21 protein-coding genes are annotated in these 22,021 nt (G+C 42.7%); 8 read left to right on the top strand and 13 right to left on the bottom strand.

Annotation, left to right across the window (positions count from 1 at the left end; all coding sequences use genetic code 11):
• Position 1: 1 nt before the first annotated feature.
• From leuC to ilvE, 8 genes are all read right to left on the bottom strand, one after another.
• The gene (leuC, locus tag AC3WR0_RS09510; protein WP_492552090.1) at positions 2 to 1,423 is read right to left on the bottom strand and encodes a 3-isopropylmalate dehydratase large subunit; all 1,422 of its coding nucleotides are present in this window, start codon (positions 1,421 to 1,423) and stop codon (positions 2 to 4) included.
• A gap of 103 nt (positions 1,424 to 1,526) precedes the next feature.
• Positions 1,527 to 2,633 carry a 3-isopropylmalate dehydrogenase gene (gene leuB / locus AC3WR0_RS09505; RefSeq protein ID WP_492552089.1) on the bottom strand — a complete coding sequence of 369 codons (1,107 nt, stop codon included), beginning with the start codon at positions 2,631 to 2,633 and terminating at the stop codon, positions 1,527 to 1,529.
• Between the two features lie 18 nt (positions 2,634 to 2,651).
• A complete protein-coding gene (locus tag AC3WR0_RS09500; protein WP_492552088.1) occupies positions 2,652 to 4,196 on the bottom strand; it encodes a 2-isopropylmalate synthase in 1,545 nt (514 codons plus the stop codon).
• A complete protein-coding gene (gene ilvC, locus AC3WR0_RS09495) occupies positions 4,183 to 5,214 on the bottom strand; it encodes a ketol-acid reductoisomerase (protein WP_492552087.1) in 1,032 nt (343 codons plus the stop codon). The genes AC3WR0_RS09500 and ilvC overlap by 14 nt, the downstream gene beginning before the upstream one ends.
• A gap of 28 nt (positions 5,215 to 5,242) precedes the next feature.
• Complete coding sequence (gene ilvN / locus AC3WR0_RS09490; RefSeq protein ID WP_027321866.1) at positions 5,243 to 5,764, bottom strand: acetolactate synthase small subunit; 522 nt, start codon at positions 5,762 to 5,764, stop codon at positions 5,243 to 5,245.
• Complete coding sequence (gene ilvB / locus AC3WR0_RS09485; protein ID WP_492552086.1) at positions 5,761 to 7,485, bottom strand: acetolactate synthase large subunit; 1,725 nt, start codon at positions 7,483 to 7,485, stop codon at positions 5,761 to 5,763. The genes ilvN and ilvB overlap by 4 nt, the downstream gene beginning before the upstream one ends.
• Positions 7,486 to 7,909: 424 nt before the next feature.
• A complete protein-coding gene (gene ilvD, locus AC3WR0_RS09480; protein ID WP_492552085.1) occupies positions 7,910 to 9,577 on the bottom strand; it encodes a dihydroxy-acid dehydratase in 1,668 nt (555 codons plus the stop codon).
• A gap of 9 nt (positions 9,578 to 9,586) precedes the next feature.
• Entirely contained in the window at positions 9,587 to 10,492 is a 906-nt protein-coding gene (ilvE, locus tag AC3WR0_RS09475; RefSeq protein WP_492552084.1) for a branched-chain-amino-acid transaminase, read from the bottom strand.
• 402 nt (positions 10,493 to 10,894) lie between these two features.
• On the opposite strand from ilvE, the gene AC3WR0_RS09470 reads away from it, so the two are divergent.
• Entirely contained in the window at positions 10,895 to 11,725 is an 831-nt protein-coding gene (locus tag AC3WR0_RS09470; RefSeq protein WP_492552083.1) for a formate/nitrite transporter family protein, read from the top strand.
• A gap of 141 nt (positions 11,726 to 11,866) precedes the next feature.
• Here the strand turns inward: AC3WR0_RS09470 and AC3WR0_RS09465 are convergent, their stop codons facing one another.
• The 3 genes from AC3WR0_RS09465 to AC3WR0_RS09455 all read right to left on the bottom strand — a co-directional run bounded on the left by AC3WR0_RS09465 (position 11,867) and on the right by AC3WR0_RS09455 (position 14,253).
• Complete coding sequence (locus AC3WR0_RS09465) at positions 11,867 to 12,028, bottom strand: hypothetical protein (protein WP_492552082.1); 162 nt, start codon at positions 12,026 to 12,028, stop codon at positions 11,867 to 11,869.
• A 161-nt stretch (positions 12,029 to 12,189) separates the two neighbouring features.
• Complete coding sequence (pepT, locus tag AC3WR0_RS09460) at positions 12,190 to 13,422, bottom strand: peptidase T (RefSeq protein ID WP_492552081.1); 1,233 nt, start codon at positions 13,420 to 13,422, stop codon at positions 12,190 to 12,192.
• A gap of 93 nt (positions 13,423 to 13,515) precedes the next feature.
• On the bottom strand, positions 13,516 to 14,253 hold the full coding sequence (locus tag AC3WR0_RS09455) for an RDD family protein (RefSeq protein WP_492552080.1): 738 nt from the start codon (positions 14,251 to 14,253) through the stop codon (positions 13,516 to 13,518).
• A gap of 139 nt (positions 14,254 to 14,392) precedes the next feature.
• Between AC3WR0_RS09455 and AC3WR0_RS09450 the strand changes: the two genes are divergently transcribed.
• The 7 genes from AC3WR0_RS09450 (at position 14,393) to AC3WR0_RS09420 (ending at position 18,899) form a co-directional block, all read left to right on the top strand.
• Positions 14,393 to 14,989, top strand: a complete 597-nt coding sequence (locus AC3WR0_RS09450; RefSeq protein ID WP_492552079.1) for a GNAT family N-acetyltransferase — start codon at positions 14,393 to 14,395, stop codon at positions 14,987 to 14,989.
• Positions 14,990 to 15,002: 13 nt separating this feature from the next.
• Positions 15,003 to 15,212: a hypothetical protein gene (locus AC3WR0_RS09445; RefSeq protein WP_492552078.1), complete on the top strand. Its 210-nt coding sequence runs from the start codon at positions 15,003 to 15,005 to the stop codon at positions 15,210 to 15,212.
• 144 nt (positions 15,213 to 15,356) lie between these two features.
• Positions 15,357 to 16,061 carry an MBL fold metallo-hydrolase gene (locus AC3WR0_RS09440; protein WP_492552077.1) on the top strand — a complete coding sequence of 235 codons (705 nt, stop codon included), beginning with the start codon at positions 15,357 to 15,359 and terminating at the stop codon, positions 16,059 to 16,061.
• Between the two features lie 14 nt (positions 16,062 to 16,075).
• Complete coding sequence (locus AC3WR0_RS09435) at positions 16,076 to 16,669, top strand: TetR/AcrR family transcriptional regulator (RefSeq protein ID WP_492552076.1); 594 nt, start codon at positions 16,076 to 16,078, stop codon at positions 16,667 to 16,669.
• On the top strand, positions 16,653 to 16,994 hold the full coding sequence (locus AC3WR0_RS09430; protein WP_492552075.1) for a YrdB family protein: 342 nt from the start codon (positions 16,653 to 16,655) through the stop codon (positions 16,992 to 16,994). Before AC3WR0_RS09435 ends, AC3WR0_RS09430 begins: the two co-directional genes overlap by 17 nt.
• A 265-nt stretch (positions 16,995 to 17,259) precedes the next feature.
• The gene (locus AC3WR0_RS09425; protein ID WP_492552074.1) at positions 17,260 to 17,553 is read left to right on the top strand and encodes a putative quinol monooxygenase; all 294 of its coding nucleotides are present in this window, start codon (positions 17,260 to 17,262) and stop codon (positions 17,551 to 17,553) included.
• Positions 17,554 to 17,777: 224 nt separating this feature from the next.
• Complete coding sequence (locus AC3WR0_RS09420; RefSeq protein WP_492552073.1) at positions 17,778 to 18,899, top strand: NADH-dependent flavin oxidoreductase; 1,122 nt, start codon at positions 17,778 to 17,780, stop codon at positions 18,897 to 18,899.
• Between the two features lie 218 nt (positions 18,900 to 19,117).
• Here AC3WR0_RS09420 and AC3WR0_RS09415 read toward each other — a convergent pair whose 3' ends face one another.
• The gene (locus AC3WR0_RS09415; RefSeq protein WP_492552072.1) at positions 19,118 to 20,800 is read right to left on the bottom strand and encodes a glycosyl hydrolase family 28-related protein; all 1,683 of its coding nucleotides are present in this window, start codon (positions 20,798 to 20,800) and stop codon (positions 19,118 to 19,120) included.
• A gap of 490 nt (positions 20,801 to 21,290) precedes the next feature.
• The gene (locus tag AC3WR0_RS09410; protein WP_492552071.1) at positions 21,291 to 22,007 is read right to left on the bottom strand and encodes an exonuclease domain-containing protein; all 717 of its coding nucleotides are present in this window, start codon (positions 22,005 to 22,007) and stop codon (positions 21,291 to 21,293) included.
• Positions 22,008 to 22,021 lie beyond the last annotated feature (14 nt).

The raw sequence follows: 22,021 nt of genomic DNA, 5'->3' as shown, positions 1-22,021 counted from the left end.
CCTATGAATTGAGTACTGCCTGAGAAAATTGGCGAACATCAGTAAAACGTCCTTCAATTGCAGCTGCGGCTGCCATTTCCGGACTTACCAAGTGGGTACGCGCCCCGTTACCCTGGCGTCCTTCAAAATTACGATTGGAGGTGGATGCGCATCGGCCGCCCGGAGGAACAAAATCATCATTCATAGCCAGGCACATACTGCATCCCGCGTCACGCCATTCAAAGCCTGCTTCTTTAAAAATAACATCCAAACCTTCTTTTTCAGCCTCAGCTTTAACACTTGCAGAACCGGGAACGACTAGGGCCCGAACTCCATGATGTACCTTTCTGCCCTGAATCACTTCAGCTGCGTTCCGAAGATCGCTAATTCTCGAGTTCGTACAGGAACCGATAAATACATGGTCGATTTCAATGCTTGAAATAGGCTGGCCAGCTTCAAGACCCATATATTCAAGAGCACGTCGAATTTCATCTTTTTCGCTTTCCTTTGCAGCAGATTCGGGATCAGGAACAGAGGAGGTAACTGGCAGGCACATTCCCGGGTTTGTACCCCAGGTAACCTGTGGAGCAATCTCTTCAGCTTCAATTTCGATGACAGCATCATAGGAAGCGCCCTGATCAGATGCTAGAGCTCTCCAGCTATCAGCTGCTTCTTCAAATTTCTCTCCCTGAGGGACAAAGCTTCTGCCCCTTAAGTACTCAATTGTGGTTTCATCAGGTGTAATCAAACCTGCCCGAGCCCCAGCCTCAATGGACATATTACAAACCGTCATACGTTCTTCCATTGAAAGACCCCTAATTGCTTCGCCCGTAAATTCAATAACAAAGCCAGTTCCGAAGCGGACGCCATGTTTTCCAATAATGGCGAGGATCAGGTCCTTCGCTGCAACTCCCTGGCCCAGCTGGCCGTTTACTTTTACATTAAGCGTTTTAGGGCGGGCCTGCCAGAGGGTTTGCGTAGCAAGAACATGTTCTACCTCGCTTGTTCCGATACCGAATGCCAGCGCACCAAAAGCACCGTGAGTAGAAGTATGGCTGTCACCGCAAACGATGGTTTTGCCAGGCTGAGTTAGTCCTAGTTCAGGACCTATGACATGAACGATTCCATTTTCGGGGTGATCAATATCTGCAAGCGTAATACCGAAATCGGAGCAATTTTGTTTAAGAGTATCCATCTGTGTTTTTGAAATTAAATCCTTGATAATATGGCGCTCCCTGGTAGGAACATTATGATCCATGGTGGCAAAAGTAAGATCCGGGCGGCGTACCTTACGGCTGTTCATCCGCAATCCTTCAAAGGCCTGGGGAGAAGTAACTTCATGGACAAGATGCAGGTCGATGTATAGTAAATCCGGTTTGCCATCCTCACGATGGACAACATGCTTCTCCCAGATTTTTTCGATAATATTTTTTTGCTTTTGCATTCGAATCCCCCCAATTACTAAATTTAATGGTTAGCCCGCTGCCCCCTTGGAAATTGTCTCATTCCAAGAGGGGGGAGCTAAAATGAAGCTTGCGCTTTTCTCCTTATGCGTAACATCCCATGATGCATTTCGATGTATTTTGAGTAACGATGTAATCAATGATTCTGCGTGTCATTTCAACCGTTCCAACTTTACGACCATTCGGAATCTGAAGATCAGCTGTCTGGTATCCGGAATCAAGTACTGCCTGAACAGCTTCTTCGATTAGCGCTGCTTCTTTTTCCATCTGGAATGAATATCTCAGCATCAGTGCAGTCGATAAAATCATCGCAACTGGGTTGGCAATGCCTTTTCCGGCGATGTCCGGTGCAGAACCGTGAACCGGCTCATAAAGTCCAACCCCATCCTCACGAAGGCTGGCTGAAGGGAGCATGCCTAGTGAACCAGTTAGAACAGATGCTTCATCGCTTAGAATATCGCCAAACAGATTCTCGGTAACAATTACATCAAATTGAGATGGATTAGTAATCAATTTCATAGCTGCAGCATCAACAAGAACATGCTCTACTTTAACATCAGGATACTGCGCTTTTTTCTCTTCAACTACCTCGCGCCACATCTTGCTGGACTCAAGAACATTAGCCTTATCAACAGAGGTGAGGTGCCCGCGGCGTGTCTGCGCAGCCTGGAAGCCCTTATCTACAATTCTTTCAATCTCTTTTCGGGTGTAAGCCAGAGTATCTACAACAGCTTCGCCGCCATTCACGCGTTCACTCGGAGTTCCAAAATATAGGCCTCCAGTGAGCTCGCGAACAATGAGAAGGTCGCTTCCGCTAACAACAGATTCCTTAAGGGGAGAGGCATGAAGCAAATTTTTAAAGCTTTTTACTGGCCTTAGATTTGCAAATAGGTCTAGTTCTTTTCTGATGCCAAGCAAACCACGTTCAGGCCTTAGATGAGAAGGAAGCTGATCCCATTTCGGCCCGCCAACAGCACCCAATAAAACGGCATCAGCCTTTTTACAGGCATCAACAGTTGCCTTAGGAAGGGGGGTGCCATGCAAATCAACTGCTGATCCGCCTATATCGTGGGTTTCAAACTCAAAGGTATGATTGAATTCTTCAGCAATTACCTTTAAAACTTCCTTAGCAGAGTGGATAACTTCGGTTCCGATCCCATCACCGGGCAGCAGTACAATTTGTTTTTTCATTCTGGTTGGCCTCCTAGGTTAAATTAATGCCTTTTCCTTTTGAATTGCCTTTGCATTGAAAAACACACGATTCACTGCGTTTAGAAAGGCTCTGGCTGAAGCCTCCAGTACATCCTGAGCAGAACCGCGTCCACTTACAGCTGTTCCATTTACGGTCATGCTGACATGAACTTCTGCCAATGCATCACGCCCCTGCCCGACAGAGCTTAGTTTGAAATTTGTTAGGTGAATTTCTTCTTTAATTAGTGCTTCTAGTGTATTGTAAAGAGCTTCCACGCTTCCCTGGCCGGTTCTGGCTGTTTCTGCACGAATCCCTTCAGGGTTAGTTAACGCTACAGTCGCAGTTGGAAGATTAGCGGATCCATATTGAACCTGGAAGGCCTCAAGTTCATATTTTTTCACGTCAGAGAAATCAGTTTGGATATCGGTAAGTATGGTGAACAGATCTTCGTCCGTAACTTCCTTCTTCTTGTCGGTTAAAAGTTTAAAGGCTTTAAAAGCTTCTGACAGTTTATCGCTTGAAAGAGAAAATCCAAGCTGTTCTATTTTGTCTTTAAAAGCATGGCTTCCTGAATGTTTGCCAAGTACGAGCTGGTTTGATTTAATACCTACTAGTTCAGGAGTAATAATTTCATAGGTAGATGCATGCTTCAGTACTCCATCCTGATGAATTCCAGATTCATGGGCAAAGGCATTCTTGCCGATAATGGCTTTGTTAGGAGGTACCGCCATCCCGGTGAATCGGCTGACCAGGTCACTGGTACGTTTAATTTCATTTAATACAAGATTAGTAGTATAAGGGTATCTGTCTTTACGGATATTCAGAGCAACCCCGAATTCCTCCAGCGCTGCATTCCCAGCACGTTCTCCGATTCCGTTAATGGTGCCTTCAATTTGTGTAGCACCATTTTCCATTGCTGCCAACGAATTGGCTACTGCGAGACCTAAATCATCATGGCAGTGGGCGGAAAGAGCCACTTTATGAATATTTGGAACTTTTTCTCTAACGTAACGGAAAATGCGTCCGTATTCCTCGGGAGTTGTATACCCAACAGTATCAGGGAGGTTAATAACGGTAGCTCCTGCATCAATGACTTTCTCAATGATTTTTACAAGGAAATCAAGGTCAGATCTTGAAGCATCCTCAGCTGACCATTCAATTTGGCCGAATTTCTTTTTAGCGTAAGAAACCATGCTAACCGCGGTGTCGATGACTTCCTCAGGTGTCTTTTTGAGCTTATAGGTCATATGGATAGGGGAGGTTGCCAGAAAAACATGCAGCCTTGGATCGCTTGCGCCCTTTAGGGCTTCCCAGGCGATGTCGATGTCCTGCTTCGTTGCTCTAGCAAGACCTGTAACCGAAACATTTTTAATTGTACGGGCAATTGCTCTTACAGCTTCAAAGTCACCCTGTGAGGAAGCCGGAAATCCGGCCTCCATAATATCTACTCCAAAACGCTCAAGCTGTCTTGCTATTTCCAGCTTTTCTAGCTGATTAAGATTGACGCCCGGTGACTGTTCTCCATCACGCAGAGTTGTATCAAATATGTTAATGTGAACCATGGACAGCCACTTCCTTTTTCGCATTTACTGGACGTTTAATAAATGGCATCAGTTCGCGAAGCTCCCGGCCTACTTTTTCGATTGGATGATTATTCTCACTTCGGTTTATAGCATTAAATTGAGGGCGGTTTGCCTGGTTTTCCAGGATCCAGCCTTTAGCAAAAACACCAGTTTGAATATCCTTCAAGATTTCCTTCATTCGTTCTTTGGTATCCTCGTTTACAACACGTGGTCCAGAAACGAAATCTCCCCATTGGGCTGTATCGGAGATGGAATATCTCATATTTTCAAGCCCTCCTTCATAGAGAAGGTCAACGATCAGCTTCATTTCATGAAGACATTCAAAGTAAGCAACCTCTGGCTGGTATCCTGCTTCAGTCAGTGTTTCAAAACCTGCTTTAATCAGACTAGTAACACCGCCGCAAAGCACTGCCTGTTCTCCAAACAAATCTGTTTCGGTTTCTTCCTGGAAGGTTGTTTCCAAAACTCCGGCACGGCCAGCACCAATAGCTTTGGCATAAGCAAGAGCGAGGGAACGTGCATTGCCTGTATAATCCTGATAAATACCATATAGCGCCGGAACACCTCCGCCCTCTGTGTAAGTACGTCTTACCAAGTGGCCCGGTCCTTTAGGGGCAACGAGGAAAACATCAACATCGGCAGGAGGGACGATTTGGTTAAAGTGAATATTGAATCCATGTGCAAAAACTAGTGAGTTCCCTGGTTTTAAGTTAGGTTTAATGCTTTCTTCATATACTTTTGGCTGAAGCTCATCTGGAAGTAGAACCACAACAACATCTGCAGCTGCCACAGCTTCCGCAACTGTGCGGACATCAACTCCGTCTTCCACAGCCTTATCCCAGGATTTTCCCTCTCTAAGACCTACGACCACATCAAATCCACTTTCCTGGAGGTTAAGTGCATGTGCATGGCCCTGTGAACCATACCCCACAACTGCTACCTTTTTACCTTGTAGTACCTCTTCCTGAATATCGCTGTTATAAAGAACCTTTGCCATCTTTTATCATCCCTTCGTGGAAAAATTTTTATTTTAATAGAGAGTAGGAATTCATTTCCGTTACCTGTGGCTGCTGTCCACGCAAAAAGGCTGTTAAACCTGTTCTGGAAAGCTCTTTTATACCGTATGGACGAAGCAGTTCAATCAGTGCTTCAACTTTTTCCGGCTTTCCGGTTACCTGAATCGCAAGACTGTCCTTGCTTACATCAATAATCGATGCCCGGAAAGGTTCAATTATTCCTTTGATTTCACTTCTGAGCTGTCCGCCGCCGGCTACCTTTATTAGCGCCAATTCCCGGGCAACAATAGCTTTGTCGGTTATATCGGAAACTTTTAAAACATCAATCTGCTTGTTTAGCTGTTTTGTAAGCTGCTCGAGCTTCTGGCTGTCTTCCACCTCAACAACCAGAGTCATTTTTGAAATTCCTTCTGTTTCAGTGGGGCCAACAGAAATACTTTCAATATTGAACTGACGTCTTTGCAAAAGCCCTGTTACGCGGTTTAGGACACCGCTTCGATTTTGAACAGTTGCAGTTATGATTCTTCTCATTCTTTCACCCCGATCATCTCGTGAAGCCCTTTACCCGGGGCAATCATTGGATAGACGTTTTCCTGCTGGAGGACACGGCAGTCCATCAATACTGGTCCATCGTATGCCATGACATCTGGCAAAACAGAAAGAAGTTCTTCTTGTGAGGTTACCTTCATGCCGCGAACTTGATAGCTTTCAGCAAGCTTTGCAAAATCAGGCTGGGATTGCAGAACCGAATGTGAATATCGATTTTCATAAAATGCCTCCTGCCATTGCCTTACCATTCCAAGAGCTCCGTTGTTTACAATAATGATTTTAATAGGCAACTTCAGCTCATGAACCACGGATAATTCCTGCAAAGTCATCTGAAAGCCTGCGTCCCCAACGATGGCAACAACTGTGCTTTCAGGTGAGGCAATTTGAGCGCCAATAGCTGCAGGAAAGCCAAATCCCATCGTGCCAAGCCCGCCTGATGTCACCCAGCGGTGTGGCTGTGAAAATGTATAGTATTGAGCTGCCCACATTTGATGCTGTCCGACATCTGTTGTAATGACAGCATCCCCGTTTGTGGCTTGATGAATGGCCTGCATGAGCCACTGCGGACACATTTCAGAGTCGCTATTTTTATACCAGAGAGGGAACTGCAATTTGTTTTGCTGCAGCCTCTCCATCCATTCATTGTGAACAGGAGGTTCAGCAATTTGAGATGACAGTTCACAAAGTGCTTCTTTTGCATCTGAAACAATAGGAATATGTGTGACTACGACTTTTCCTATTTCCGCTGGATCAATATCGATATGTGCCACTTTAGCATTAGGAGCAAAGTGTTTAAGATTACCTGTCAGGCGGTCATCGAATCTTGCTCCAATATTGATAAGTAAATCGCATTCATAAAGAGCCATATTTGCTGTATAGGTCCCATGCATTCCACCCATTCCAAGGGAAAGGGGGCTGTCAGCAGGGAAACTTCCAAGGCCTAAAAGTGTATTAACAACAGGCAGGGAATGTTTTTCTGCAAAAAATCTTAGTTCTTCAGAGGCTTTGGCATGAAGAATACCAGCGCCTGCGAGTAAAACCGGTTTCCTTGATTTTGACAGTGCCTCGGCCAGCTTCTTGATTTGAAGCGGATTTGGCTTTGTTGTCGGCTGATAGCCAGGAAGATAAAAGTCTGAATCCAAATCAATGTCATTGATTTCGGCAGCTGAGATATCTTTTGGAACATCGATGACCACTGGGCCGGGTCGGCCGGTAGAAGCAATATGGAAAGCTTCCTTAACAATTCGCGGCAGATCCCGGGCTGATTGGACCTGATAATTATGTTTGGTAATAGGGGTAGTAATGGCCATAATGTCTGATTCCTGGAAGGCATCTGTTCCGATAACACTCCTGGCCACCTGTCCCGTGAAAATAACCAATGGAAGGGAATCCATCATGGCATCAGCAATTCCAGTCACAAGATTGGTTGCTCCGGGGCCGGATGTCGCAATGACTACTCCAGGTTTTCCTGTAATCCGTGCATATCCTTCAGCTGCATGGATAGAGCCCTGTTCATGGCGGAAGAGGATGTGTTTAATTTCATCCCTTGCCCTGTATATTGCGTCATAGATTGGAAGTACGGCTCCTCCCGGATACCCGAACAACAATTCAACTCCTTCTTCAATAAGTGATTCGATGAGAAGGTCTGCGCCCGTTTTGGGGGCTGTGCTGGTTTTTACGGCCAGCGCTGCTTCAACATTCACGTAGTGATCCCTCCTTGGATTAAATTAAGTAATATTAAATCGGCATTTGCCGTGGTAAACGTTTGAATTTTCTGGATTTTATGAGTCTAATTATCCATAGAAAAAAGGCCTATTCCTGTCCGAATAAACTGCATATAAAGGATATACAGCTCAAACGGGGAGAAAAGGCCTTTGCTTTTCACGGTACCACCCGATTTCACAGCATTTTTGCAAATGCTGCCTTATGAAGCGGCATGTTACGAAAGCACCGCCTCTTTTTGGTAACGGGTATTTTAGAAATACCCGGCTCAGCCTAATTGGTTGCCCGTTCAGCTCAGCACTCAGGGATGATGTCAGAATAAGAAGTATTGTCGGGCTTCCAGCAACCCCGGCTCTCTGAAAATACTTATTCTTATTCCTTTATTCCCGTCATCGATTTTAAGAGTTATATTTTCATTACTCCGCCTGTGTTAGCGGATGTTACAAGCTTTGCATATTTTGCAAGATAGCCAGATTTGATTTTTGGTTCAGGCTTTTTCCAGGCAGCGCGCCTTTTGGCCAAAACTTCTTCATCGACCAGAAGTTCAATACTTCTGGTTTGGAGATCGATCATGATTGAGTCACCATTTTCAACGAAGGCGATAGGGCCGCCTTCAGCCGCTTCTGGTGAAATATGGCCGACAGAAATTCCGCGGCTTGCTCCTGAAAACCTTCCATCGGTAATGAGGGCAACCTCTTTATCGAGACCCCGTCCAGCAATGGAAGAGGTTGGGGCGAGCATTTCGGGCATCCCTGGACCGCCTTTTGGTCCTTCGTAACGGATAACCACCACGTGCCCCGATTCTACAATGCCGTTGTCAATTCCGGCCTGGGCTTCTTCCTGGGATTCAAAAACAATTGCTTCACCGAGGAAGGTTTTAATGGAAGGATCTACTGCACCAACTTTAATTACGCCGCCATCTGGAGCGAGATTTCCAAAGAGGATGGAAAGTCCGCCAACAGGGCTGTATGGATTCTCTTTGGTACGAATAACCTTTTCATTTGTAATTTTTGCTTCGCTTACGCTTTCAGCAATGGATTTTCCTGAAATGGTTAAACAATCTTTATTTATCAGGCCGTCAATTTGGCAAAGCTCATTGATAATGGCACTGACTCCGCCAGCTTCATGAACATCCTGCATAGAATAATCAGAAGCAGGGCTTATTTTTGATAAATAAGGAACTCGTTCAGCAATTCGGTTGATTTCCTTTAGGTCATATTCAATACCAGCCTCATGGGCGATAGCTAAGGTATGAAGGACGGTATTTGTTGATCCTCCCATAGCCATATCTAGTGCAAAAGCATTATCAAAAGCTTCTTTTGTTAAAATGTCCCGCGGCTTGATATCTTTTTTGACTAATTCGATTAAATGCCTTGCTGCCTGTCGTATAAGTTCATGCCTTTCTTCGGAGGTGGCAACAATCGTTCCATTGCCTGGAACTGTTAAGCCAAGAACCTCCATTAGGCAGTTCATCGAATTTGCAGTGAACATTCCTGAACAGGATCCGCAAGTTGGGCAAGCATGTGTTTCAAGTTCGAGCAGTTCCTTTTGGGAAATGGAGCCCTGGTTATAGGCACCCACTCCTTCAAAAACAGATACAAGGGAGAGGGGCTTTCCTGATGGAGACATTCCGGCTTCCATTGGACCACCTGATACAAAGACAGAAGGAACATTGGTGCGGGCAGCAGCCATCAGCATTCCAGGCGTGATTTTATCACAGTTTGGAATATAGAAGACCCCATCAAACCAATGGGCATTAATAACTGTTTCAGCACTGTCAGCAATAATCTCCCTGCTTGGGAGGGAATAACGCATGCCGATATGGCCCATTGCAATTCCGTCATCTACACCGATTGTATTAAACTCAAAAGGGATACCGCCGGCTTCGCGAATCGCTTCCTTGACTATTTCTCCGAATTTATTCAGATGACGGTGGCCTGGAATAATATCAATGTATGAATTGCATACTCCGATAAAAGGCTTTTCAAGATCTTTAACTTTTACTCCTGTTGCATATAAAAGGCTTCGGTGTGGTGCACGGTCCATGCCTTTTTTTATCATGTCACTTCTCATATGGTCCTCCTAACTGTAAACGGCCTGTGTTTTTGGAGGGTAGCAAGATACTCCATCTGTTACAACAGCCTTTCTGAATTCCTCCAACAGATGAGTTGTAATTGGGCCTGGCAGGCCGTCATTTATTTTTCGTCCATCTGCTTCGATAACCGCGATTACCTCTACTGCGGTACCAGTTAAGAAAACCTCATCTGCCACATAAACATCATGGCGTGTAAATGGTGATTCCCTTAATTCGTAGCCCTTATCACGTGCAATATCGATAATAGCGTTACGGGTAATCCCTTCCAGGGCTCCAAGATATACAGGAGGAGTAAGGATAACTCCGCTTTTAACAATAAAAATATTATCTGCAGAGCCTTCTGTAACATAGCCCTGATCATTCAGCATTAAAGCCTCATCCACGCCAGCCTGGTTGGCTTCGAGTTTTACGAGGATATTATTTAAATAGTTTAGGGATTTTACCTGTGGGCTAAGAACATCCGGTCGATTTCGTCTGGTTGCGACTGAAGCAATTTTTAGCCCGCGTTCATAGATTTCTTTTGGATAAAGAGCCAGTTCCTCAGCAATAACGATTACACGAGGCTGAGAACAGGAAGAAGGATCAAGGCCTAAATTTCCGGCTCCCCTTGAAACAACGACACGGATGTAGGCACTCTGGAGGTTGTTTTTCGTGACAGTATCGACGATAATTTGGTTCATTTCATCCTTCGTGTAGGGAATCTGGAGCCTGATAGACTGGGCGGATTCATACAGCCGTTTAACATGGGCATCAAGTCTGAAAACATTTCCGCTGTAAACACGAATACCTTCAAAAACCCCATCTCCGTACAAAAAACCGTGATCATACACCGATACTACTGCGTCTTCTTTCCTGACGAATTTACCGCCAAGAAAAATCCACTGACTTGTCATTGTTGAAACAACTCCAATCTTTAATAAATAACAGCTTTAAAGGATTAAAATAAAAGTTTAAAATAACAGCCTTGTTGTCCATATCTTTTTATACCGAAGTCATGGAAAAAGGCTTCAAGGTTAATGGATGTTTTTCTTATTGTCGTTAATAATACAACCATTCAAAAATGCGGTCAACATATAATCTGATAATTCAAAACAGTCTGAAATGAATGATAGCGTTTACATTGTTGTCAGGTTAGGAAACAGTCCAAAAAAAATTTTTTTTGGAGGAAAAAATGTAAGCGTTTTATAAAAGGTAGAAAAATGTTCACACGATTGAAAAGGGGTAATGCGGTAAAATAGGCATGTAAACATGTGAAGAACTTCACAAATTATGAAAGTGAGAGGACTTGAGAGAGTATGGCCTTCAAGAAACCTGAGGAAGTAATGTCAGCTACTATTGATATTGGTGTGAAAAAAGTGAAATATCCTTTCCGTGAAAAATTTATTCTTGGCTTTGAAGCAGGTGCCTTCATTGCTCTTGGATATCTGCTTTTTATAAGAGTGACAGCCGGATTGGAGGGACCTATAGAAGGCTTGGGGAGTTTAATAGGGGCATCCGTTTTTCCCATTGGATTAATTCTTACGCTCCTGGCTGAGGGAGAACTGTTAACGGGAAACATGATGGCGGTGCCTTTAGCTCGTTTTGCTGCAAAGATTGGATCTGGAGAGGTCATAAAGAACTGGTTTGTTATAACTGCCAGTAACTTTATCGGGGCCATTTTTGTTGCCTATGTTTTCGGACATTTGGCAGGGCTGACAGAAACGGGACCGTTTTTGGAGAAGACAGTCAGTATTGCTCAGCATAAACTCGAAGCAAACTTTATGCAGGCCTTTTTATCAGGAATTGGCTGTAATTGGCTTGTAGCCCTGGCTGTTTGGCTGTCTTACGGAGCAGAAGATATAATGGGGAAAATTGCAGGAATTTTGTTTCCTACCATGACTTTTGTCGCAATTGGTTTTCAGCACGTTGTCGCCAATATGTTTGTCATTCCAGCAGCTATTTTCGCAGGTCATTTTACCTGGAACGATTACCTGTACAACTTCATACCTGTCTTCTTAGGAAATGCAGTCGGCGGAAGTATTTTTGTGGGGCTCGCTTATTGGCTTGCTTTTAGGAAAAGCGAAACGAAAAAAGGTGCAAAAATTCCTCAATATCCGTTTCCCTTAAAAAAGACAGAAGGAATGTAATCATTAAAGAGCCTTTCATAGAGAAGGGCTTTTCTCTTTCCGAAGTAAGAGTTCTGCATTACTCTTTAGAAGTTAAGTATTTCTTTTCAGAAGCTGGACAAGGTTCTTCTAAAGTAAGTGAAAGTCTATAAAGGTGCTATTTTAAGACTTACGTACCAGTTCAAGCTTTTCAACGGTCCATAATGCTGATGACAATACGAAAGCAACCTCCCTCTGTGCATCGCTATTCTCTAATTCAAGTCCGTTTATTAGTTTGTTTAGGGCAAGTCTGACATGACCTAATTTATATTGGTCCATACTCATAATAATGCCTCCTTATGATATATCCGAAGTCTCTTCTTACCCTCCAATATCTCCAAGTCCAAAGAAACTACACATAATTCAAAAATAGTTCATTAACTTGCCTTATATTAAAAACAGAACACAAAAAAAGCCGTCCCAGCAATAGGGGCGGCCTGTATCTTTTACGCTTTTTGTTCGAACAGCTCAGCAATTCCGATTATAACATTTACAGCTTTTAGCATGTTATCTACAGAAATGAATTCATATTTACCGTGATAGTTTTCACCACCGGTAAATATGTTTGGTGTTGGAAGGCCCATATAGGAAAGCTGCGAACCGTCTGTACCGCCACGAATAGGCTTGATAATCGGTTTGATATCGAGCTTTTCCATTGCTTCGTGTGCGATATCGACAATAAATTTCACTGGTTCGATTTTTTCGCGCATATTGTAGTAGGAGTCTTTTAGTTCTAAATGCAGACGGTCTTCGCCATATTTTTGCTTTAAATTATTCACAATAGACTCCATTTTTTCCTTGCGTGCTTCAAAACTCTCGCGTTCGAAATCCCGAATGATATAGCTAAGCTTTGTATTTTCTACATCTCCATTAAAACCAAGAAGATGATAGAAGCCTTCATAGCCTTCTGTATGCTCTGGGGCTTCTTCTGCAGGAAGCATGCTGTTTAATTCCGTGGCGATTTTGATGGAATTGACCATTTTTCCTTTAGCTGTTCCAGGATGAATGTTAGTTCCTTTGATTGTTATTTTGGCTGAAGCCGCATTAAAGCTTTCATATTCGAGTTCTCCCAAGGGACCGCCATCAACTGTATAAGCATATTTTGCGTTAAACGCTGCCACATCAAATTTATGCGGACCTCTACCGATTTCCTCATCCGGAGTAAACGCTACTCTGATTTTTCCGTGCTTAATCTCAGGATGTTTGATCAAATAATCCATTGCTGTCATGATCTCAGCCACTCCTGCTTTATTGTCGGCTCCAAGAAGAGTAGTACCGTCTGTTGTGATAAGAGTGTGGCCCTTATAATCAGGAAGCTGCGGGAAATCACTAGTTGTCATCACAATATTTTGGCTTTGGTTTAAAGTGATATTCTTACCATTGTAGCTTTCAACTATTTGGGGTTTAACGTTCTTTCCTGTAAAATCAGTCGCTGTGTCTACGTGGGCTAAAAATCCGATTACAGGAACCTCTTTGTCGGTGTTGGCAGGAAGGGTCGCCATAACGTATCCACCTTCATCCATGGTTACTTCATTCATACCGATGGATGTAAGCTCATCTACAAGCATTCTGGCAAGCGTTAGCTGGCCTTCAGTTGAGGGGCATGTTTCGCTGTTGTCATCGGACTGGGTGTCCACCTTTACGTATGTAGTAAATCTCTCAATGATTTCATTTTTCAAGTTTCTTCATCTCCTTAAAAAATAACTATAATCATCATATCATGATTGAAGGGTACTCATATATTTAGCTGGTTATTATTTTTTAAAAATTCCTTATATTTTCCCGAAAATAAAACCAGTACAAAATAAAGCAGCAGGTAACAGAGCAGCCAATAAAATACGGCCAATGCTGGTTTCACCGTAGAGAATAATTGTCCCGTATTTTACATCCCATGGAGACATGCCGTTTTTAGTCCTTCTGAAATGTGAATGTATTGAAAATAGGAAACTAAAGAAAGGAATTCCTAACCCCATTCCGGATAATGCGATATAAACACTTCTTTTAAACGCAGTTAAATAATCCAAAGGCTCTCCAGTAATGCTGCGGATCCTCGTATTGAGAAGAGACTTTCCAAGTGTATTGCCAAAGATAAAAAGAATGATAGGTTCTGTTGCTGCCCAAAGTGAAAGAATGAGCAATCCTAAAAACGCAAAGGAAATTTCAGATAAATAATGAGATGGGAAAATGGTTAAAAAAATGCCGACTAGTGATGAAAATATAGTAAGATCAAACATCCTGGCAATATATCTGATTTGTGAATGCCATTCAAATAGGCAATTAAGGGGGAGAATTTCCTGACGAGTTTCTAAGGTGATAGTGTTATTAAAAAAAGGGGAGAGGTGATCGAGTAATCCGGCAGATTTCCAGCCGTGCATATCCTTGGTCCAAATAAGGGTATTTTGGTCAAGCACACCTTGTTCAAACATTTTAGTTAATTCAAATAAACTGATTGGTCCCTCTTGCTGACGATTTCTGACGTAAAACCAAGAATTCTGGTTTCCGGTTTCCATATAATCGCCTCCTATATAAGTAAATTGTACCATATCAGATGTCCCCCTTTTGGATAAATTTATCAATTTTTTAAAATACAACTCCCGCGTTTTAGAAAATTTTGTATAATAATAGAAAATTAAAAATAGGGGTGGAAGCATGGAAGCAGGCGAAATATACAGTGATTTGCCAATCCTGGAAACAGAACGGCTGATTTTGAGAAAGGTAACAATTCAGGATTTGAATGATATGTTTGATTATTGTTCAAACAAAGAAGTTTCCCGCTTCGTAACCTGGGATGCTCATGAATCTTTAGACGATACAAAAGAATTTATTGGCTTTGTTTTAAATCAATATTTAAATGGAAAAGTAGCTCCTTGGGCTATTGAATATAAAGACAATCATAAAATGATAGGAACAATCGACTTTGTATCCTGGAATCCGGGTCAAAACAGTGCCGAAATTGGGTACGTGCTCTCTCCGAAATACTGGGGGAAAGGGATTACAACAGAAGCAGCTAAGGAATTAATAGGTTTTGGATTTAAAAATATGGATTTGGTGCGAATCCAGGCCCGCTGTTTTACCGAAAATATTGGTTCGGCAAGGGTCATGGAGAAGGCGGGTATGAAACACGAGGGCATTCTGCGTAAAGGGATGAAAATTAAGGGGAAGCACTGGGACCTTCACGTTTATTCCATATTGAAGGAAGAATACATCAGTTCCATAGTAGATAGTAAAAAAGCATTAGAAATTTAGGAGTAATTACAGGATGAACCGACAAAAGGATATTAAAATCCATATCGGCCTTTCCCATGAAGATACAGAAGGAATGAGAGAAGTATACCATTCTGTCGGTTGGACAAAGCATACGAATCAAATTATTAAACAGATCTTTCATACCAGTCAAGTTAAGATGTTGGTTATAGGGGATCAACAAGTGATTGCTGGGCTATCACGGATGTTTTTTCAATGCTGCTAAGAAGTTTTCCACTGTTAAGTAATATATATCTTGAAAAAGGGGGGGCAAATAGCCCTCTTTTACTTTTGGAAAAAAAAACCTTTACTTAACTAATGGTGTTAGTTAAAATAAAACTAATAAGATTAGTTAAAGGGGTGTGTTTTAATGAGAGTCATACATGAAGGATATCTATATCAATTAACTTCTCTGGCTAGACTTTTCCCGGTGAATTGTTATTTGATCGAGGAAGAAGAGGGGCTGACGCTTATTGACGCTGCAATGCCATTTAGTGCAAAGGGCATTCTCCAAGCGGTAAAGAGAATTGGGAAACCCGTTACAAAAATTGTACTTACACATGCTCATGAAGATCATGTAGGAGCACTGGATGCTGTAAAAGCCGAATTTGCCAATGCACCAGTTTATATATCAAAAAGGGATGCAAGGATAATGGACGGAGATAAATCCTTAGAAGCGGGAGAGCCTCAAGTACCTATTAAAGGTGGGGTTCCTAAAAATCTTAAAACCAAGCCGGACATATTGGTTAAAGAAGGTGACCGGATCGGATCGCTTTTAGCCATAGAAACTCCGGGCCATACACCAGGTTCTATGTCTTTTATTGATACACGTTCTAACTCCCTTATTGCCGGAGATGCCTTTCAAATAAGAGGGGGCATGGCTGTTGCTGGAGACAAAAGGTTTTGGTTTCCTTTTCCTGCATTCGGGACTTGGGATAAAAAAACGGCATTAAAAAGTTCGAAAAAGATTCTCTCCTATCAGCCTTCAATACTTGCTGTTGGTCATGGAGAGATGATCAAAAATCCGCAATCAGAAATGGAAAAGGTCATTAACCGATTTGAGATGAAATTATAAAGGGAGTAAGTAAGATGTCACCGAGGCCAAAACATGCATTAGATTTACCTGCGATTTTAAAAGAAGCTGCGAATATTGCAGATGAATACAGTTACCTTGAGGTCACATTAGCAACCCTAGCAAAAAAGCTAGGAATCCGTCCTCCCTCTCTATATAACCATTTCAACGGGCTTGCAGATTTACGTGAAAAACTGGCTGCCTATGGAATTGAACGGTTATACAAAGCACTTGAAGAACACACAATCGGCGGCTCGGGAGAAAACAGGATATTAAACGTTAGTAAAGCTTATATTAACTTTGCGCGAAAGCATCCAGGTCTCTATGAGGCAACCTTGTCAGCCCCATATCCAGAAAATGATGAAGTACAGCGGGCGGGAAGTAAAATAGTTGAACTGGCGGTAAGTTTGCTTCAGGTTTATGGGCTGGCAGGGGATACTTCATTGCATGCCGTTCGCGGACTAAGAAGCATTCTGCATGGTTTTTCAATGCTTGAACAAAAGGGAGGCTTTGGCCTTGCGCTTGATACGGATAAAAGTCTGGAGCTTATTATTTCGTCCTTTCTTGGAGGTTTGGAAAGGTTAGGAGGAGAAAATGGTGGAAGTGATTAAATCAGGGAATCTGGCGTTGAGATTTTTGTTGGAGCTTGCTTCATTGGCAGCGCTCGGAATATGGGGATTCCATACTGGTAACGGAGTGGCATTAAAATGGCTCCTGGGGATAGGAGCTCCGTTGGCCTTTACTGTTGTTTGGGGTACTTTTGGTTCGCCGGGCGCTCCTTATCCTATAACAGGTATATATCGGACTTTGCTTGAGTTATTGATTTTCTCCATTGCTGCAGGTGCCTTCTTCTTTTCACTTCATCATAAGCTCGCAGGTATATTCGTTACCCTTGCCATTGTTAATCTATTCCTGCTTCGTTTTTGGAAGCAATAATATAAATGTCGGGAAGCCTCCCTATTGGGAAGGCTTCTTTTCTTTGTCTGCTCAGAATTTATATTTTTATATACCGTCTGTATAAAAAGTGTTTAGCCATGTGCAGGAATGTAAAAATAAAAAGGTCTACTGTCCCTTTTCGCAAATAAAACGGATTAGGCAGAAAGTTTGTAAACAACAAGCTTGTTGTTTTAAGGTTGTTTACATATAAAAGCATGGTTTTTAGTGGATAATAACACTTGGCCAACAAACAGGAGGGAAAGTTATGATCATCATTCATGCGTTCATTAAGGTTAAGCCAGAAAGCAAGCAGCAGTTTTTACGTGCCGCTGATAAGGTAATGGAAGGTTCTAAAGCGGAAGAGGGGAATATCAGCTACCACTTATATGAAGATGTAAAGGATCCAAGCACCTTTGTTATGGTGGAGGAATGGAAGGATAAGGATGCCACCACTTTCCATCGTGAGACTGAGCATTATAAAGCTTTTGGCAAAGAAATTAAGGAACACTTGGCTACGCCAAATGAAGTTAAAATATTTGAAGCGGAAAAGCTATCGTAAATTCTCTCATCCGAAGGGAGAGATTATGTGGCCCTACATGACAGCAAAGAAACAGGAAATCTCAGATTCACTGGAATACAGGCATGTCACCAAGGAATTTGATCCTGATAAAAAGGCTTTGGCTACAGAGTTAAAGAACCGCGTCTAAAAGCGGAAGGCGGCTGGATGATATTGTCCGGTGGATTGAATAAAATTTTTATCAATGAGAGCAAGGAGGAACAAAAATGAATCAAAAGTATAATTCTTTATTTCAGCCGTTTTCTTTAAAAGATGGCATGGAGTTAAAAAACCGTATTGTAATGGCACCAATGACAAATTTTTCATCCAATCCGGATGGCACTGTAACGGAGGCAGAGGTAAAGTACTATGCCCGCCGTTCAAAGGGTGTCAGTATGGTTATTACTGCTTGTACTAATGTAACTGCTAACGGCCAAGGTTTTAAAGGAGAATTTGCCGGAGATCGCGATGAAATGATCCCAAGCTTAAAACAGCTTGCTTCCGCTATTAAAGAGGAGGGAGCAAAAGCAGTTCTCCAAATATTCCATGGCGGCCGGGAATGCCCGCCTGAGCTGGTTGATGGTGATGTTGTTAGTGCAAGCGGAGTTCAATCACCAAATAGACAGTCAGGACCAGTTCCAAGAGAGCTATCCGAATCTGAAGTTGAAGAAATTATTAAGGCTTTTGGAGAGACAACACGCAGGGCAATAGAGGCTGGCTATGACGGAGTAGAAATCCACGGTGCAAACGGATACCTTATCCAGCAATTCTTCTCTCCTCATTCAAACCGCCGTGAAGATCGCTGGGGTGGAAGTCTGGAAAACAGAATGGCTTTTCCACTAGCTATTGTAGATGAAGTTCAAAGAGTAGTGAAAGAGCACGCAAACGCCCCATTTATTGTTGGTTACAGATTTTCTCCAGAAGAACCGGAAACACCTGGAATTACAATGGATGACACTCTTGCGTTAGTGGATGTTCTGGCAGGTAAGAGTCTTGATTATCTTCACGTTTCTTTGATGGATTTCTTTTCTAAGCCAAGAAGAGGAGGAGATCTTGATCGACTAAGGATTGAACAGTTAATGGACACAATCAATAACAGGGTGCCTCTTATTGGTGTAGGCTCCATCTACACAGCGGATGAAGCATTAAAGGCAATTGCATCAGGTGTTCCTCTGATCGCCTTGGCACGCGAACTTATTATTGAGCCTGACTGGGTTGAAAAAGTACAAAGTGGAAGAGAAGAAGAAATTATTACGGAAATTGATAAAAACGATCCTAACCATCACGAGGTTCCTGAACCTTTATGGCAGGCGATCGTTAACTCACCGGGATGGTTCCCTGGTGTTTAACAAATAAATAAAAGGCTGAGTACCTATTTGGTACTTCGGCCTTTTTAATTACAAACTTTATATTGAAAAGGAAAGGCCTCCAATATGGCCAAAGGGGCCCAAGGAAATGTTAAAAAAGGATTGCCGGTGATCTTGCAAAGGAAGCAACCATAAGCTATTGGAATATAAAAGGCTTTCCCAATCGATGAATTGGGAGAGCCTTTTATCCTGCAGAATACTTATGAAATGGTTTTTGCCTCGTCGCCAGCAATAGAAACCGAAACTTTATATCCATCAGCACGGAAGTTGGAAACGAGAGTTCCGGGCTGTTCGGCAACAAGTCCCGCTTTTCCGTTTTTTCCTGTTGCCCTGATATTTTGAATGGATGCTGTTAAAATGCCTGATCCAATATGGATAGCCTGTGGGGCGGAGTCGTGAACAATAATATTGTTAATGGCTACATCTTCCGGATGGTTATCGCCGCCGAATACCTTAATATCAATTCCCGCCTTTTTAAAGTGGCGGATGTTAACATTATGGAGCCCGACATTTCGCGATCTGTATTGAACAGCAATCACGGGGTTCTTCCGGTAGTCATATTCAGGGTCACCTATTAAGGTAAAATGGTTAATGGCCACATTTTTATATGCAGATACAACCAATCCCCTTGGTTCTGAATCCTTATAAAGATCGGTATAAATCGGTGCCAGGGCAGCCAGATTAGTTGCTTTGATATTGTAAGCAGTTTTCGACTCGGGATCTGTGCTTTGGTGATGGCCAATATGCCTGAAGTTATAGGATCGGTTATCATTAACGGACAAATGGCCAATAATTTGAACATTGCAGGCTGCTGATGAAGTGGCATGTGCTTTTATTTCTACACCGCCAAAACATCGGGTCGAAGAATTATTAACCAGCCAGACATTCTTTGAGCCATCATCCACTTCAATCCCGTTTGAATTGGAAAAACCTTTTTTATGAGCACGGCCGCTAGGGTCGCACATATGGCAGTTTGTAATCAGGATATTGTCACTGTGGTGAGTTGTAATTCCATCGTCACCAAAACCGTAACCGTTTAATAAATCAAGCCAGACGTATTGGCTCCCGCCGCGTGCGCGGAATCCATCTCCCGAATAATTATATAATGTTGAAGAAATATCGAAACAATGCAGCCCAGGATTAATTCCCTCTACATTCTTAACCCAGCCGTATGATACATTCGCAAATGTTAGGCAGCTGGAATGGTTCCCCCAGGTACTTGTTTTTTCTGCAGTTCCTAGCCGTTCTACATTCCAATCAAGGCTCATTCCCTCCACAAGGATATTTCTGTTTCCTTTCCGATGATGAAAATTTGTCACAAGGCGGGTGCCCTTTGGTGCCTTTTCGTGGAGTTTGATGGTGGTAACGCCTTTTCCTTTTCCGATTAAGCCAGTAAAAGAAGGGAGCCGAATGCCTTTCGTTATATAGGTTCCTTCTGGAACATGCACAATCACTCTTCCGTTTCCGAATGCTTTTTCAAAGGCTTCCGTACAGTCGGTAATACCGTCGCCTACCGCCCCGAAATCGGCTACATTCACTTCTCTTACAATGTTCATTAAGTGTAGGTATTCCTCGTCGAGCAAAGGCTTCCATTCCGGCCAGGGGTTTCCCATTTCATCAACGGTTGTATTTAACATCGGTTCATCAGAGGATGCTCTAATAGTATAAAAGAACCTAAAAATTCGGGCTTTTATTCTTTGGAAAAAAGGAAGCTTTGGCTGGGGAGAAGCAGAAGGGAGGCTGACGGATGGAGCAGCACTATTTTGCTGAAAAAGCTGATCCGTCTCTGCGAGCGCCTGTTTTAAGTCAAGCCTTTGTCCGGTAACCTCAGCAAGTAAGTTTCTGTTTTTAGCCGGGTCATGTTTTTTATCGAGATACAGCATTATTCCATACACCTCTCTTGATATTTATTACATTATTCCCGGTCTCGGGGGATATAACCTTTTTTCAAACTTTATCAATGCTAAAAGCAACCCTTTTTTATAACCAGCAATTTGCTCCCCTACATAATAGGGCCCAAGTAAACGTCGAATCGTATAGTTTATGAAAATTCAAGAACTTTCTTGTCCGAATCCAGGGTTCATTCAGACAGCTTAGGGAACTCCAAGACCCTACGTGTCCGAATCCAGGGTTCATTCAGACAGCTTTGGTAGATCCAATAGGCATCGTGTCCGAATCCAGTGCTCATTCGGACAGCTTTAGCAAATCCAATAAGCAGCGTGTCCTAATCCGGTGCCCATTCAGGCAGCTTTAGCAAATCCAATGGGCATCGTGTCCGAATCCGGTGCTCATTCAGACAGCTTTGGAAGATCCTAGGGCCCTCGTGTCCGAATTAGGGACCCTAAAAACAAAAGCAACAAAAGAAATGCCAGGCTATAGCCTGGCAAGATAATCATAGACCTCATATAAATTGTTAAAGCCGCTTTCAAGTGCTTTCTTCAAATAGTATTGCCAAATCCGCGCTGTCATTTTGGCATCCTGCAGAGCATGGTGGCGATTCATAACTTCAATTCCACAATTGCTGCAAATCTCCTCCAATGGCTCCGATTTATAGGAGGACTGCTGCAGCCTGATAAGGAAGGAAGTATCCAAAATCCGATGTTCAAATGAAGAACGAAGGCAGTCCCGGTTCCATTTTTGCATGAACGCTCTTTCGTGCTTCGCATGATGAGCGATAAGAACATGGCTATCAATAAACTCATAGAATTTAAGTAACACTTCTGATGGGGAAGGAGCTATAAGTAACTCTTTATCTGTTATGTTTGTTAATTCAGCTATGTGTAAAGGAATTGATGAGTTCGTACGGACTAAAGAATAAAAGCATTGTTCTTCCTTAATCTCAGTACCGGTCATTTTAATAGCGCCAATAGAAATAACCTGATCTCCTTTATCTGGGTTGAATCCGGTTGTTTCAAGATCGAAAACAACGGTTTCGAGATTAGCAAGATTTGTCCCTAAATGGTTTTTTTCTTTCATTTCTTTTTGCAGCTGGCGGATAAAAGAGATATGCTTCGGATCGGTATTTCCGTTCATACCTGCATAAACATTTGAACCGAGCTTCCCAGACATTTGCCTGAAAAACTGAATCATTTCATGCATCCCCA

The organism is Neobacillus sp. FW104-15D2, from assembly GCF_058790155.1.
The sequence above is the reverse complement of the archived record's forward strand: the minus strand, read 5'-3'. Positions and strand labels throughout refer to the sequence as shown.